Origin of the sequence: Mesorhizobium sp. M0139, assembly GCF_040322455.1 — a bacterium.
GTDB lineage: Bacteria > Pseudomonadota > Alphaproteobacteria > Rhizobiales > Rhizobiaceae > Mesorhizobium.
In genome coordinates, this window is record NZ_JAMYTN010000013.1 from 171,238 (window position 1) to 184,783 (window position 13,546).

13 protein-coding genes are annotated in these 13,546 nt (G+C 62.3%); 4 read left to right on the top strand and 9 right to left on the bottom strand.

Going from position 1 to position 13,546, the window contains the following annotated elements:
* The 7 genes from NKJ58_RS22955 to NKJ58_RS22985 form a co-directional block, all read right to left on the bottom strand.
* On the bottom strand, nt 1–921 hold the full coding sequence (locus NKJ58_RS22955; protein ID WP_352519925.1) for an ABC transporter permease: 921 nt from the start codon (nt 919–921) through the stop codon (nt 1–3).
* The gene (locus NKJ58_RS22960; RefSeq protein ID WP_031193354.1) at nt 921–2,045 is read right to left on the bottom strand and encodes an ABC transporter permease; all 1,125 of its coding nucleotides are present in this window, start codon (nt 2,043–2,045) and stop codon (nt 921–923) included. The genes NKJ58_RS22955 and NKJ58_RS22960 overlap by 1 nt, the downstream gene beginning before the upstream one ends.
* Nucleotides 2,042–3,619 carry an ABC transporter ATP-binding protein gene (locus tag NKJ58_RS22965; RefSeq protein WP_352462447.1) on the bottom strand — a complete coding sequence of 526 codons (1,578 nt, stop codon included), beginning with the start codon at nt 3,617–3,619 and terminating at the stop codon, nt 2,042–2,044. Before NKJ58_RS22965 ends, NKJ58_RS22960 begins: the two co-directional genes overlap by 4 nt.
* A 210-nt stretch (nt 3,620–3,829) precedes the next feature.
* Nucleotides 3,830–4,807, bottom strand: a complete 978-nt coding sequence (locus tag NKJ58_RS22970) for a quinone oxidoreductase family protein (RefSeq protein ID WP_023668965.1) — start codon at nt 4,805–4,807, stop codon at nt 3,830–3,832.
* A 17-nt stretch (nt 4,808–4,824) separates the two neighbouring features.
* Nucleotides 4,825–5,655: a phosphatidylcholine synthase gene (gene pcsA / locus NKJ58_RS22975; protein WP_023668966.1), complete on the bottom strand. Its 831-nt coding sequence runs from the start codon at nt 5,653–5,655 to the stop codon at nt 4,825–4,827.
* Nucleotides 5,652–6,266: a DUF1326 domain-containing protein gene (locus NKJ58_RS22980; RefSeq protein WP_352519924.1), complete on the bottom strand. Its 615-nt coding sequence runs from the start codon at nt 6,264–6,266 to the stop codon at nt 5,652–5,654. Before NKJ58_RS22980 ends, pcsA begins: the two co-directional genes overlap by 4 nt.
* Nucleotides 6,267–6,280: 14 nt before the next feature.
* Entirely contained in the window at nt 6,281–7,168 is an 888-nt protein-coding gene (locus NKJ58_RS22985; RefSeq protein WP_352853872.1) for a DUF2182 domain-containing protein, read from the bottom strand.
* Between the two features lie 95 nt (nt 7,169–7,263).
* Here NKJ58_RS22985 and NKJ58_RS22990 point away from each other — a divergent pair, with 95 nt between their 5' ends.
* Nucleotides 7,264–8,475 (top strand): UbiH/UbiF family hydroxylase, encoded by a 1,212-nt coding sequence (locus NKJ58_RS22990; RefSeq protein ID WP_352519923.1) that lies wholly within the window; start codon nt 7,264–7,266, stop codon nt 8,473–8,475.
* On the opposite strand, the gene NKJ58_RS22995 is transcribed toward NKJ58_RS22990, so the two are convergent.
* Complete coding sequence (locus NKJ58_RS22995) at nt 8,452–9,414, bottom strand: AEC family transporter (RefSeq protein ID WP_352519922.1); 963 nt, start codon at nt 9,412–9,414, stop codon at nt 8,452–8,454. The two genes, NKJ58_RS22990 and NKJ58_RS22995, sit on opposite strands and share 24 nt — an antisense overlap.
* A gap of 224 nt (nt 9,415–9,638) precedes the next feature.
* On the opposite strand from NKJ58_RS22995, the gene hspQ reads away from it, so the two are divergent.
* The gene (hspQ, locus tag NKJ58_RS23000) at nt 9,639–9,962 is read left to right on the top strand and encodes a heat shock protein HspQ (protein ID WP_023668971.1); all 324 of its coding nucleotides are present in this window, start codon (nt 9,639–9,641) and stop codon (nt 9,960–9,962) included.
* Nucleotides 9,963–10,043: 81 nt separating this feature from the next.
* Here the strand turns inward: hspQ and NKJ58_RS23005 are convergent, their stop codons facing one another.
* Nucleotides 10,044–10,667: an invasion associated locus B family protein gene (locus NKJ58_RS23005; RefSeq protein ID WP_023668972.1), complete on the bottom strand. Its 624-nt coding sequence runs from the start codon at nt 10,665–10,667 to the stop codon at nt 10,044–10,046.
* A gap of 260 nt (nt 10,668–10,927) precedes the next feature.
* On the opposite strand from NKJ58_RS23005, the gene NKJ58_RS23010 reads away from it, so the two are divergent.
* Nucleotides 10,928–12,748, top strand: a complete 1,821-nt coding sequence (locus NKJ58_RS23010) for an extracellular solute-binding protein (protein WP_352519921.1) — start codon at nt 10,928–10,930, stop codon at nt 12,746–12,748.
* A 49-nt stretch (nt 12,749–12,797) separates the two neighbouring features.
* Nucleotides 12,798–13,478 carry a DsbA family oxidoreductase gene (locus NKJ58_RS23015; RefSeq protein WP_352519920.1) on the top strand — a complete coding sequence of 227 codons (681 nt, stop codon included), beginning with the start codon at nt 12,798–12,800 and terminating at the stop codon, nt 13,476–13,478.
* The last annotated feature ends 68 nt before the right edge of the window (nt 13,479–13,546 follow it).

Below are 13,546 nucleotides of genomic sequence, written 5' to 3' on the forward strand. Positions count from 1 at the left end.
TCAACGATCCGGAACGAATGGCTGCCCCAAGGAAGCCGGCGTGTTCATCATCGTCAGACGCTTGTTGCGCGAGATTAGAACGAGAACCACGACGGTTGCCAGATAGGGCAGAGAAGAAAGCAGCTGCGAAGGAACCGGAATGCCAAATGCCTGTGCATGAAGCTGGCCGATCCACACCGCGCCGAAGATGTAGGCGCCGGCGAGCACGCGCCACGGCCGCCAGGAGGCGAAGACGACCAGCGCCAGCGCGATCCAGCCGCGGCCCGCGCTCATGTTCTCCACCCATTGCGGCGTGTAGACCAGCGACAGATGGCCGCCGGCAAGGCCGGCGCAGGCGCCGCCGAAGATGACCGCGAGATAGCGGTAGCGGATGACCTTGATGCCGAGCGCATGCGCCGATGTGTGGCTGTCTCCGATCGAGCGCAGAGTGAGGCCGGTGCGGGTCTTGAACAGGAACCACATGACGGCCGCCGTCAGCGCGATCGAGATGTAGAAGATCGGGTCCTGGCCGAACAACAGCCTGCCGACCACGGGAATGTCGGTGAGCACCGGAACGTAGAGGTTTGGCAGCCGCTCGCCGGGCTGGCCGACGAAGCTGGTCCCCATCATGCCGGAAAGGCCGAGGCCAAGCAGCGTCAACGACAGGCCGGTCGCCACCTGGTTGGTGGCGAGCGACAGCGTCATCACCGCAAACAGCAGCGAGAACACCGCGCCCATGGCGATTGCCGCCAACAGGCCGATCCAGGGCGATCCCGTGAGATAGCCGGCTCCGAAGCCGCCGACGGCGCCCATGATCATCATGCCTTCGACGCCGAGGTTGAGCACGCCGGAGCGCTCGACCACCAGTTCGCCGATTGCCGCGATCAGCAGCGGCGTCGCCGCGGTCGCGATGGTCAAAAGGATGTTGATGGCGATGTCCATCAGCGGGCTTCCTTCAACTTCGGCGCGGCTTCAAGCTTCGCCGCGCTTTTCGTCAGCGCCATGCCGACCAGGCGAATGCGGTAATGGATGAGCGTGTCGCAACCGAGCACGAAGAACAAAAGCATGCCCTGGAACACACGCGCCACCTTGTCGGAGATGCCGAGCGCGCTTTGCACCGCCTCGCCGCCGAGATAGGTCAGCGCCAGCACCAGGCCGGCGGCGACGATGCCGAGCGGATTGAGCCGGCCGAGGAACGCCACAATGATCGCTGTGAAGCCGTAGCCGGGCGAAATCACCGGCTGCAGCTGGCCGATGGCGCCGGAGACTTCCGAAATGCCGGCAAGCCCGGCCAGCGCGCCTGACAGCAGGAAGGCGAAGAAGACCATGCGGTTGAGGCCGAAGCCGGCGAAGCGCCCTGCCCTCGGGCTGGAGCCGAGCACGCGGACCTCAAAACCCTTGAGCAGGCGGCTCATTAGCACCCAGATCAGCACGGCTGCAACAAGCGCGAAGACAAAACCCCAATTGGCACGGCCGGCGTCCGGCATCAGTTCCGGCAGGACCGCCGAGTCGTTGAACTGGATCGTCTGCGGAAAACCATGGCCCTGCGGATCGCGCCAGGGGCCGCGCACCAGCCAGTCGAGGAAAAGCTGGGCGACGTAGACCAGCATCAGGCTGGTCAGGATTTCGTTGGTGCCGAAGCGCGTCTTTAGGAGAGCAGGGATTGCCGCATAGGCGGCGCCGCCGACCATGCCGAACAACAGCATCAGCGGCAGCACAAGCGGGCCTTCGAACCCGGGAAACAGCACCGGAATGGCCGAGCCGAAAATGCCGCCGAGGATGAACTGTCCCTCAGCGCCGATGTTCCAGATGTTGGCCTTGTAACAGACCGACAGGCCGACCGCGATCAGGATCAAAGGTGCGGCCTTGATCGCCAGTTCATGCAACTGCCAGACCTGGCTGATCGGCTCGATGAAATAGATCTCGAATGCGCTCAGCGGGTTGACGCCGAGCAACGCGAACAGAACCGCGCCGGCGATGATCGTCAGGGCGAAGGCGATGAAGGGCGACAGCGCGGAAAACAGCATCGAGCGCTGCGGGCGTTTGACGAGTTCGAGGCGCATCATGCCGTCTCCAGACCATGTTCGGCGTGGCCGGGCTCGGCGCCGCCCATCAACAGGCCGATCTTTTCGAAAGTTGCCTCGGCGATCGGCAGCGGTTTCGACAATTCGCCATTGTGCATGACCGCGATCGCGTCCGAAATCTCGAACAGCTCATCGAGGTCCTGGCTGATGACCAGAACCGCCGAGCCGCTGCGCGCCAGTTCGATCAGCGCCTGGCGGATGTGGGCGGCGGCACCGGCGTCGACGCCCCAGGTCGGCTGGTTGACGACCATGACGGCAGGGCTGCGGTCGAGTTCGCGGCCGACGATGAATTTCTGCAGATTGCCGCCCGACAGGGCCGCGGCTTCCGGATCGGGCGCGCTCTTGCGCACGTCCATCGCCACGATGATGCGCTGGGCGGCGGCATAGACCGCACCGCTTTTGACCGTGCCGCCGGCGCCGACAAAAACCTTGCCGTCGGTGGCGTGCCGCGACAGAAGCAGATTTTCCGAAAGCTTCATGCGTGGCGCCGCGCCATGGCCGAGGCGTTCTTCCGGCACGAAGGCAGCGCCCATCAGCCGCCGGCCTGTGATCGAGAGCGAGCCGGCATCCTTGCCGCGGATGCGCACGGATGCGGCGTCCTGCTGCAGCACCTCGCCGGAGACGGATTCGAAGAACTCGCCCTGGCCGTTGCCGGCGACACCGGCAATGCCGATCACCTCGCCGGCGCGCACAGTGAGGTTGATATTCTTCAGCGGGATCGAAAACGGGGTTGCCGGCTTGCGGCTGAGGGCGCGGATTTCGAGCAGCGGCTGCGCGGCCTCGATGCCTTCGGCCGGTGCGCGCACCACGGCCTTCACCTCGTTGCCGACCATCATGCGGGCCAGCGACGAAGCCGTTTCCTCGCGCGGTTTGCAATGGCCGACGACCTTGCCGTGACGCAGCACGGTGGCGCGGTCGCAGATGCGTTTGACCTCTTCCAGCCGGTGCGAAATGTAGAGGATGGATTTGCCCTCCGAGCGCAGGCGCTCAAGGGTTTCGAACAGCTTGTCGGCTTCCTGCGGCGTCAGCACCGAGGTCGGCTCGTCGAGGATGATGAGCTGCGGCGTCTGCAACAGGCAGCGGATGATCTCGATGCGCTGGCGTTCGCCGACCGAGAGATCGCCGACCAGCGAGTCCGGATCGAGCGGCAGGCCATAGCTGAAGGAAAGCGCCCTCGCCTTGGCCGCGATCGAGCTGATCGGTGAGCCGTCATCCAGAGACAGAGCGATATTCTCGGCCGCGGTCAGCGCCTCGAACAGCGAAAAGTGCTGAAACACCATGCCGATGCCGAGCTTCTTCGCCATGCCCGGACTGGTGATCCGCACCGCTTCGCCGTTCCAGAATATCTCGCCGGAATTGGGCTCCAGCGAACCGAACAGCATCTTGACCAGCGTCGACTTGCCGGCGCCGTTTTCGCCAAGCAGCGCGTGGATCTCGCCCTTGGCGATGTTGAGGTCGATATGATCGCACGCCGTCAACGTGCCGAATATCTTGGTCAGGCCACGAACCTCAAGCAGGTTCGCTCCATCATGATCTGCACTCACAGTGCCTCCCATCCGGTTCCCGGACATGTTCTGTGTTCCCGCCAGCATGGTATGCGCTGGCCGCTCTCGTGCGAAAGCAGCACCCACCTTGAAAGAGCTTCAAGAATTTCAGCGGAAACTCAAGGGGTAAAGATTGACCTGCTTCGCACAACGAACCGATCGTCCGGTTTTTCGGGTAAACAGTGCCTGGCGTCGCGGCAAAACGCTGAAAAGCAAGGCAGATCAGGGGATCAGTATGGTCGTGCCAGTGGTCTTGCGCCCTTCGAGATCGGCTTGCGCCTTGCCCGCGTCCTTCAGCGCATAACGCTGGTTGATCTTGATCTCGACCGCACCGCTCAACACCACGTCGAACAATGCCGCGGCGGAGACTTCGAGGTCTTCACGCTTGGCGTTGTAGACGAACAAAGTCGGCCTGGTAGCGAACAGCGAGCCCTTCTGCGCCAGCAGCGACATTGAAAATGGCGGGATCGGTCCAGAGGACTGACCGAAAGAGACGAACATGCCGAGCGGCTTCAGACAGTCGAGCGAGGCCGGGAATGTGTCGTTGCCGACCGAATCGTAGACGACGTCACATTTCTTGCCGCCGGTGATGGCGGCGACCCCGGCGACGAAATCCTGCTCCTTGTAGTTGATGACATGGCCGAAGCCATGCGCCTTGGCGAGCTCGATCTTGTCGGTTGAGCTTGCCGTGCCGATCACGGTGGCGCCGAGATGTTTTGCCCATTGTCCCAGGATCAGCCCGACGCCGCCGGCGGCGGCATGGAACAGGATGGTGTCGCCTGCCTTCACCTTGAAGGTCCGGCGCAACAGATACTCCGCCGTCATGCCTTTAAGCATCATGCCGGCGGCCTGTTCGTCGCTGATGCGGTCCGGCACCTTGACGACGCGGTCGGCGGCGACGACGCGCTGTTCGGCATAGGCGCCGACGTTGACGGCATAGGCGATGCGGTCGCCCGGCTTCAGCCAGTCGATGCCTGCACCGACCTCGAGAACCACACCTGCCGCCTCGCCGCCGGGGATCAGCGGGAAGCCGCCGGGCGGCGGATAGAGGCCGATGCGGTGATAGACATCGATGAAATTGAGGCCGATCGCGGTGTGCCTGACCAGGATCTGCCCGGCGCCGGGTTGTCCCGGATCGGCGTCTTCATAGGTCAGGACTTCCGGACCGCCATGGGCGTGGATACGGACTGCTTTGGACATTGTGGGCTTTCCTGCGGTCAGGCTTTCTTAGTGTCCGGCTTGGCGCCGAGTTTGGGGAAGAACTGCATGATACCGCCGATGCAGGCGAGGTAAAGTCCGGTGATGGTGATGCCGACCTTGGTAAAGACGCTGACCTGTTCGCCCAAAACGCCGATCTGGTCGTAGAAGGCGGCAAGGGCCGCCTGCGCCAGCGCCAGCGCACCGAAAGCACACCAGAGCAGCGTCATGCCAAGATTGATTGGCCGCAGCCGCACCACCCGCACGGGGTGAATGAAGTTGATCGGCACGAAGGTGAGGATGCCGGCCGCCACGACGACGCCGAAGGACACCCACTGTCCCGGTTCGATGACGAACAGCGTGAACACGACCATGTTCCAGACCACCGGAAAGCCTTTGAAGAAGTTCTCCTTCGTCTTCATTCCGGTGTCGGCATAATAGATGGCGCTGGACACCACGATGATGGCCGCCGACAGGAAAGACAGCCCTTCGCCCATGAAGCCGCGCTGGTAGAGTGCGAAGGCCGGGATCAGCACGTAGGTGACATAGTCGATGATGTTGTCGAGGAGTTCGCCCGACCAGGTCGGCAGGATCTCCTTGACCTCAAGCTTGCGCGCGATCGGCCCGTCTATGCCGTCGACGAACAGCGCCAGCCCCAGCCACCAGAACATCGCCGTCCAGCGTTGCTCGCTTGCCGCCACCAGAGACAGGAAGGCCAGGAACGAGCCAGACGCGGTCAACAGATGCACCGAGAATGCCCGCGCCTGCGGCCAGGTGACCTTTTTCTTCGGCCTGGGTATCCGGTCGGTGATCTTTTTGGCGGCATTCCTGGCGGTTGTGTTCTTGCTCACGGGCCCCGCCAATCCAGTTTGCAGATTTCGGCCGAGCGGCCGGCAAAGTTCCAGTTGTGGCCGAACGCCCGCATCTTGCTTTTGTCGGACCTGGCCACGATGATCTCCGGCGCGATCCAGTATTCCGAGTTGCCGATCACGGTATCCTTCTCGCGATCCTTGCCGGGAATCGGTGTGACCGCCCCGTCGATGATCTTCGGTATCTGGAAAATACGGGTCTTGTCACGCGTCTCGTAGGTGATCGGCACCTGCTCGACACCGAGGAACTTGCCGACAAGGATCGACAACAGCGAGGTTGTTCCGCCGGCCTTCCCGGTGAAGATCCTGGTCAGCGCTTTCACCGCATAGACGGAGGCGCGCTTGTCGATGAACAGGCCTGCGGTCCAGTTGCCGCGGCTCATATAGCCGGGGATTTCCATGACCAGACCGAGATTGAGGCCGGACAGGTCGACCTCGCCGAAATGGCCTGCGTCGATGCGGAAGCCCGCCCAGGTCTGACAATAACCCTCCGTCGGCGGATGGCTGCCAAGCGACAGCACGCAAGGACAAAAAACCGTGCAATTGCAGGAGAGTACGAGCTCTCCTTTCATTGCCCAGCCTTGCTCTGCCATGGAATTATCCCCCGTCATGCCGAGACTACTAGCAGGGCGACTACCCAGACAAGCAGTATCGCACCGGCCACTGGGGTTGGAAGGCTGCCGGTGGTCTGTTTTTCGATCAAGGTGAACAGGCCGATCAGCGCCATCCAGAACACGTTCATCGCGCCGACGGCAAACATCACCAGCATCAGCGCCCAGCAGCAGCCGAGGCACCACAGGCCCTGCTTCAGCCCTAGCCGGAAGATGCCACCCGGCTCCGCGCTCCAGTTGGAAAACAGTGTCGAGAACGGGTTCCGGCATTTTGTCAGGCAGGCCTGCTTGAGGCTGCTGAACTGGTAGAGGCCGGCAACCAGCAGCGCGGCCGCCGCGGCAAGGCCGCTCACCGGATCGAGCAATCGAGCGGAGGACGTAAATGCGTGGACGAGCAACGTCAGCACCGCGAAGCCGATAGAGGCGACAAGCCATGTCGAGAGGTAGCCGGCAGCCAAGACCAGCGGGTGGACCACCGGTTCGCCCTTGATGCGGGCGGTGTCGGCGATTTCACAATAGGTACGGATCATCGGCGCCGCCGACGGCAGCATCGTCGCCACAGCCATCGAAAACCACATCACGATCAACGCCAGAAGCTGTGCGCCGCCGGCATCAAGTGGTGCGGGCGTCAGGCACATGCCGAAGAAGCGGTCGAGGACATCCGGCAGCGGCAGTTGCGGCAGATATCGCAGGACCACATCGCCTGGTACGCCGGGGAGCCGGCCTTCGGCGTCGCGGATCGCCATGGCGCCGAGAATGAACCAGGCGAGCAGAATGCCGCCGGCGATGGCGATGTTGACCGTCAGGCGGGGGCTGCGGGCCAGGCTTGCCGTGGCGCGGCCGGCGCGGTCGAGATGGCTGAAATCGTCCTGCTGGCCGGTCATGACAACCGAATGAGCCTAATCGCCGCGTTGATCAAGCCGCATGGTCTGACCTATATCCATGGGTAGACACCTGCATCGCAAACTGGAAGTCCAATTTGGATCATCGCGAGACAGCACGGATACTGGTAGCCGGCAGCGGCCCTGCCGGACTGATCGCGGCGCTCGGTTTCGCCGAGGCGGGCTTTCCGGTAACCCTGGTCGGACCCGAAGCAGGCGGGCCCGATGGCCGGACCACGGCGCTGATGAACCCTGCTCTCAAGGTTCTCGATCGGCTGGGCGTGCTGGCCGAACTTGCGCCGAAGGCCGCGCCGCTGAAGGTCATGCGCATCGTTGATGCGACCAGCCGGCTGATCCGCAGCCCGGTGGTGACTTTTCGCGCCATAGAGATCGGCGAGGAGCAGTTCGGGCTCAACCTGCCCAACAGTGCGCTGAACCCGACGCTGGCCAAGTCCGTCGCGGCGCATCCCGGCATCGAATGGCTGACGTCGATGGTCGAGAGTTGGCGTCTGGACGCCGATCAGGCGCATGCCGTCTTGACTGATGGTCGCGAAGTCTCGGCCGCGCTTGCGGTCGCTGCCGATGGGCGCCTGTCGCCGGCGCGCGAGGCGGCAGGCATCGTGGCCTCGGTGCGATCCTACCGCCAAGCGGCGCTGGTGTTGAATTTCGGCCATCGCAGCGAACACGGCTTCACCTCGACCGAGTTCCACACAGAGACCGGGCCGTTCACCCAGGTGCCGCTGCCCGGCAACCGCTCCAGCCTCGTCTGGGTGGTGAAACCGGAGGCGGCGAAGGACCTCGCCGCACTCGATGACGCGACGCTTTCCGAGCGTGTCGAGCAGCAGATGCAGTCGATGCTGGGCCGGGTGTCGGTCGAGCCCGGCCGACAAATTTACCCGCTTTCAGCGGCATCACCGGGGCGCTTCGCGCAAAACCGTGTGGCGCTGGTCGGCGAGGCTGCACATGTGTTCCCGCCGATTGGGGCCCAAGGTCTAAACCTCGGCATCAGGGACGTCGAGGATCTGATTGGAATCGCACGCGAAAATCGCGGCGACCCTGGCGCCGCAAGGGCTTTGGCCGCCTATGATTCCAGGCGCCGTCCCGACGTTCTGGCGCGTTCGGGCGCGGTCAACCTGCTTAACATGTCGTTGCTGTCGGACATGTTGCCGGCGCAGATGGCACGCAGCGCCGGCCTCAATGTGCTCGGCAGTTTCGCGCCGCTGCGCGCCTTTTTCATGCGCGAAGGCTTGAGGCCGGGCAGCGGCTTTGCGGCGCTTACCGGCGGTTCAGGGAAACAGGTCCGGCGGTAAGATGCCGTGGCGGATCATGTAGAGCAGCCCGGTCACCGTCAGCACCGAGAGGCAGGTGGTGATCAGCACGCTGGCCGACGCGCGTTGCACCCAGACGCCATCTTGCTGGGCGATGACGAAGACATTGGTTGCGGTCGGTAATGCCGCCAAAAGCACGGCCGAAAAAACCCAGATTTCGGAAAAGTTCCCGATCCAGCTCAGCACGACGTAGCAGAGCGATGGATGCAGGATCAGCTTCAGCGCCGCGATCGACGCCAACTCATGCGGCACGCGGTTGAGGGGCCGGAGCGCAAGCGTCACGCCCATGGCAAACAGGGCGCAAGGGGCGGCCGCCCGAGACAGATATTCGAGCAGGCGATCGACCGGCTGCGGTGGGTGAAAGCCGAGATAGGCGGCGCCGACGCCAAGCGCGGTCGCGATGATGAACGGGTGCAGGACGATTTTCCTGACTACGCCGAGGATGAGCCGCCACGGCGATGTCTTGTCGTCGCCCGACAGCGCCATCATCATCGGCGCGATGGCGAAATGCATGATATTTTCGAAGCAGAAGATCAGCGCGACGGGAACCGCCGCCTGTTCGCCGAAGGCGAGCAGCGCCAGCCCCGGCCCCATATAGCCGATATTGCCGTAGGCCGCGGCCAGCGCCTTGATCGTCGACTGGGCGATCTCGCCGCGCGACGCCGTCACCGACCATACGAACATGATCGAGAAGATCGTGTAGGTGGAAAATACCGAGCCGAAGATGAAGCGCCATTCGGTCAACTGTTCGAACGGCGTGCGGGCCAGCAATTGGAAGAACAGGGCAGGAAGCGCGACATAGACGATGAAGGTGTTCATCCAGCCAAGCGCTTCCAGCGGCTGCCTGGTCATGCGCGCGACCAGAAAGCCGATGAAAATCAGCCCGAAGAACGGAAGAACAAGACCGACAATGTCAGACATTTTTGCCCTGGCCCGAAACCCCGGGACCGGGCTAGCCCGTAGCTTCATCAGGCGTCAAGCGCTTCGGCATTGAACTGACACGCTATCTGCGCCAAATAAAGCCTGATCCCAGACCTAAGTCGGGCTCGATTTTTGGCCACGGTGTGTGTAAATTCAAAGTCTTAGAGCGCTCTTCGCACATTCGAGGGGACGCCGGGCGCTCTAGAGGCTTAGTGGTGAGTACGATGAAAACAGCCAAATTCTCGATCGGACAAGTGGTTCGCCACCGGCTGTTTCCATTCCGCGGCATCATTTTCGATGTCGATCCGCAATTCGCCAACACCGATGAATGGTACGAGGCGATCCCGGCCGACGTGCGGCCGCGCAAGGACCAGCCGTTCTACCATCTGCTCGCTGAAAACTCGGAAACCGAATACATTGCCTATGTCTCCGAGCAGAACCTGCTCGAGGACCAGTCAGGTGAGCCGGTCCGGCATCCACAGATCGGCGAGATGTTCGACAAGCGGCCGGACGGACGCTATGAGCCAAAACGCCAGTCGAGACACTGACATCACCTTGCATCGACGTGACGACAACAAAAAAGCGGGGCATGACCCCGCTTTTTGTCGCTCCGGTATCTGTCCCGGCGATTAGTTGGCGGCTTTGGCCTTGGCCTGCTCGTCCTTGAGCTTCTTGGCGAAGTCCTGGTTGTTCTTGACGACGAAATCCTGAAGTTTTTTCTGCCGATCCTCGATGTCCGACTGCTGCAGCGGCGCGCCGTCAAAGGCGCCGCTGAAGCCGGTCAAGGCAACCTTGATGGGATTTGGTTGACTTTGGAAGTTGATCGAGGTCAGCGTGATCGCCTGTCCCTTCTTGAAGGACGCGACGAGCGCGTCGGTCAGCGGCACTTCGGCAACGCAACGGTCGGCGAAGCAAATGACATAATCCAGCTTCGTCGCCTTGCCGGCGTCTATTTGCAGGGCGATGCCGGGGGGCACCAGGCGACCTGGGGGAACCGTGACCTGGAAGACCTTGCGGTTTACCTTGCCCTTCAACTCGATCAGGCTGACGCCGGTGACGAACTGGCCGTTGCCGGCAGTGATGATGTTCTGGACATTGCAGATGTCGACATCTTCCTGCTTGGTGCAGGCCTTGAACCAACCCTGCGGAATCTGTTGCTGTGCCGAAGCGGTGGGAAGTCCGGCGCCCAGAAAGCCGACCACGCCCGCGGCCAGGACCGAAAGGCGGTATGCGTTGCTGTTCAGGCTCGTCATGTCGTGCATTTCCTCTCAAATGATCCCGGGACCGGCTTCTTCGCGCCGTGTGGTCCTGCTACCTGTTGCCGAATTGAGGCAACAGAATGACTTCGGAGCGCGTGTTACACTGCATGAGCAGCCGAATCCAGCCCGCCGCCTGCAATTCTTGGCCTCGCAATTTGGGTCGTGCGATTTGGGTTGATGTATCTGGCCGGAGCGCCGCGGCGCCATGTTAGGGTGCACTCCGAATCATCAAGCCGCCCAGTAAGGAGACGGTCATGGGCCGCATTCTTGTTTGGCTGATCGCCGCAATTTCGTTCTTCGCCTTTGCACCCGGCGTGGCGATGTCGGAACCGAGACATGCCATCGCAATGCAGGGCGAGCCGGCGCTGCCAGCCGACTACCAGCATTTCGACTACGTCAATCCCGATGCGCCGAAGGGCGGCAACATCACTTACTGCGTCGTCGGCAGCTTCGACAATCTGAACCCGTTCATCCTGAAGAGCCTGCGCACCACGGCGCGCGGCATGCAGGACCTCATTTTCGGCAATCTCGTCTTCGAGCCGTTGATGATGCGCAACTACGACGAGGCCTTCAGCCTCTATGGCCTGCTCGCAGACACAGCCGATATGGATCCCGAGCGCAAGTGGATCGAGTTCCATCTCAACCCAAATGCAAAGTGGTCTGATGGCGACCCGGTGACGCCGGATGACGTGCTGTTCACCTACGATGTCTTCACCGACAAGGGCCGCCCGCCCTACAGGGATCGCATGAGCCTGATCGCCAAGCTCGAAAAGACCGGCGATCACAGCGTGCGCTTCACCTTCAACGACAAGGCCAATCGCGAGACCCCCTTGATCATCGCGCTGACGCCGATCATCCCAAAGCACGCCTTCAACAAGGATACCTTCGACAAGACGACGTTGAAGCCGGTGATCGGCAGCGGTCCCTACATCATCGACAAGGTGCAGCCGGGACAGCGCATTGTCTTCAAGCGCAACCCGAATTACTGGGGCAAGGACATCCCTTCCAAGCGCGGCTTCGACAATTACGACCAGATCACCATCGAGTACTTCCTCAACGCCAATGCCAAGACGGAAGCGTTCAAGAAAGGCATCTGCGCCATTTACGATGAGGGCGATCCGGTCAAGCGCGAGCGCGATATCGATTTTCCCGCCTTTCATCGCGGCGAGGTGATCGCCGAGACCTTCGACACCGGCATACCGCCCGTGGTGACCGGCTTCCTGTTCAACACGCGGCTGGAGAAGTTTTCCAATCCGGAGGTGCGGCGCGCGCTCGGCATGCTCTACGACTTCGAATGGGCCAACAAGAACCTGTTCGGCGGTAAGTACACGCGCACGATGAGCTACTGGCAGAATTCCGAACTTTCCGCGCTCGGCCATCCCGCCAGCGACAGGGAAAAGGCGCTGCTGGCGCCCTACCCCGGCCGCGTGCCGGCCGATGTCATGGACGGCAGCTGGCGCCCGCCGGTGAATGACGGCACCGGCCAGGACCGCAAGGTGATGAAGGTGGCGTTCGACCTGCTGAAGAGCCAGGGCTACGCCGTTAGGGATGGTGTCCTGCTGGACCCAAAGGGAACTCCCTTCGGTTTCGAGATCCTGACGGCCTCGCAGGACGAGGAACGCTTTGCCGCCATTTATCAGCGCTCGCTGGAAAAGATCGGCATCGCGGTGACCATCCGCAGCCTCGAAGCCGACCAGATCCAGTCGCGCAAGCAGCGTTTCGACTTTGAGGTTCTTGTCGGGTCGAGCGGGTTCAGCAACTCGCTGTCTCCCGGTATGGAGCAGAACCTTCGCTGGGGTTCTTCAGAGGCCAAAAGAGAAGGTTCATTCAATCTGGCCGGCGTCGCCGATCCGGCGGTCGACGCGGCGATCGACGCGATGCTGAGAGCACGGACCAAGGAAGACTATGTCGCCGCCGTGCGCGTGCTCGACCGATTGCTGATCTCCGGCAATTACATGGTGCCGATGCAGTACAACGCGCAGCAATGGCTCGCTTACTGGAATTACCTGGATCATCCCAAAAAGACTCCCATATTCGGTTATCAATGGCCGACATGGTGGCGCAAGCCTAACTGAGCGTAGCCGAGATCATGCTCGGTAAAACGCTCGGCTGCAGGAGATCAAGATGAGCGATGACAATTCCATTACCATCGACGTGGTCTCCGACGTCGTCTGCCCCTGGTGCTTCGTCGGCCAGAAGCGGCTGGACAAGGCGATTGCCGCTGCCGGCGACGTCGAGGTTCATGTGCGCTGGCGGCCGTTCCAGCTCGACCCGACCATCCCGCCCGGGGGCAAGGACCGGCGCGAATACATGCTGGCCAAATTCGGCAGCGACGAGCGCATCCGCCAGATGCATGCCCGCATAGAGCCGCTCGGCGAGGCCGAAGGCATCGATTTCGCTTTCGACGCCATCAAGGTCGCCGCCAACACGCTGGACGCGCATCGTGTCATCCGCTGGGCCGGTGCCGCCGGTGAAGCCGTGCAGAACCGGCTCGTGCGCCGGCTGTTCCAACTGTATTTCGAGAAAGGCGGCAATATTGGCGACCACGCCGTGCTGATCGATGCCGCCCGCGAGGCCGGCATGGACGCTGCCGTGGTCGAAACGCTCCTGCCGACCGATGCCGACGTCGAGGAGGTGCGCACAGAAATCGCCACGGCATCGCGGATGGGGATCACTGGCGTGCCGTGCTTCCTGCTCGAAGGCAAATACGCCGTCATGGGCGCGCAGGACGCCGACACGCTGACTGATGCCATCCGCCAAGTCGCGGCCGCAAAGGCCAAGGGCGAACTGGAAAAGGCCGGCTAGAGCCTGTTCCATCCCGATGGAAATCGGGATGGACTCTATCTCCTTGTTTGAGCATGATCTCTGGACAA

Excerpts from the sequence above, each read along its gene's own strand:
- hspQ (WP_023668971.1), top strand. The coding sequence starts at position 9,639 with ATGAAAACAGCCAAATTCTCGATCGGACAAGTGGTTCGCCACCGGCTG.
- NKJ58_RS22965 (WP_352462447.1), bottom strand. The coding sequence starts at position 3,619 with ATGGGAGGCACTGTGAGTGCAGATCATGATGGAGCGAACCTGCTTGAG.
- NKJ58_RS22985 (WP_352853872.1), bottom strand. The coding sequence starts at position 7,168 with ATGACCGGCCAGCAGGACGATTTCAGCCATCTCGACCGCGCCGGCCGC.
- NKJ58_RS23005 (WP_023668972.1), bottom strand. The coding sequence starts at position 10,667 with ATGACGAGCCTGAACAGCAACGCATACCGCCTTTCGGTCCTGGCCGCG.
- NKJ58_RS22955 (WP_352519925.1), bottom strand. The coding sequence starts at position 921 with ATGGACATCGCCATCAACATCCTTTTGACCATCGCGACCGCGGCGACG.
- NKJ58_RS22980 (WP_352519924.1), bottom strand. The coding sequence starts at position 6,266 with ATGGCAGAGCAAGGCTGGGCAATGAAAGGAGAGCTCGTACTCTCCTGC.
- NKJ58_RS22970 (WP_023668965.1), bottom strand. The coding sequence starts at position 4,807 with ATGTCCAAAGCAGTCCGTATCCACGCCCATGGCGGTCCGGAAGTCCTG.
- NKJ58_RS23010 (WP_352519921.1), top strand. The coding sequence starts at position 10,928 with ATGGGCCGCATTCTTGTTTGGCTGATCGCCGCAATTTCGTTCTTCGCC.
- NKJ58_RS22960 (WP_031193354.1), bottom strand. The coding sequence starts at position 2,045 with ATGATGCGCCTCGAACTCGTCAAACGCCCGCAGCGCTCGATGCTGTTT.
- NKJ58_RS22995 (WP_352519922.1), bottom strand. The coding sequence starts at position 9,414 with ATGTCTGACATTGTCGGTCTTGTTCTTCCGTTCTTCGGGCTGATTTTC.
- NKJ58_RS23015 (WP_352519920.1), top strand. The coding sequence starts at position 12,798 with ATGAGCGATGACAATTCCATTACCATCGACGTGGTCTCCGACGTCGTC.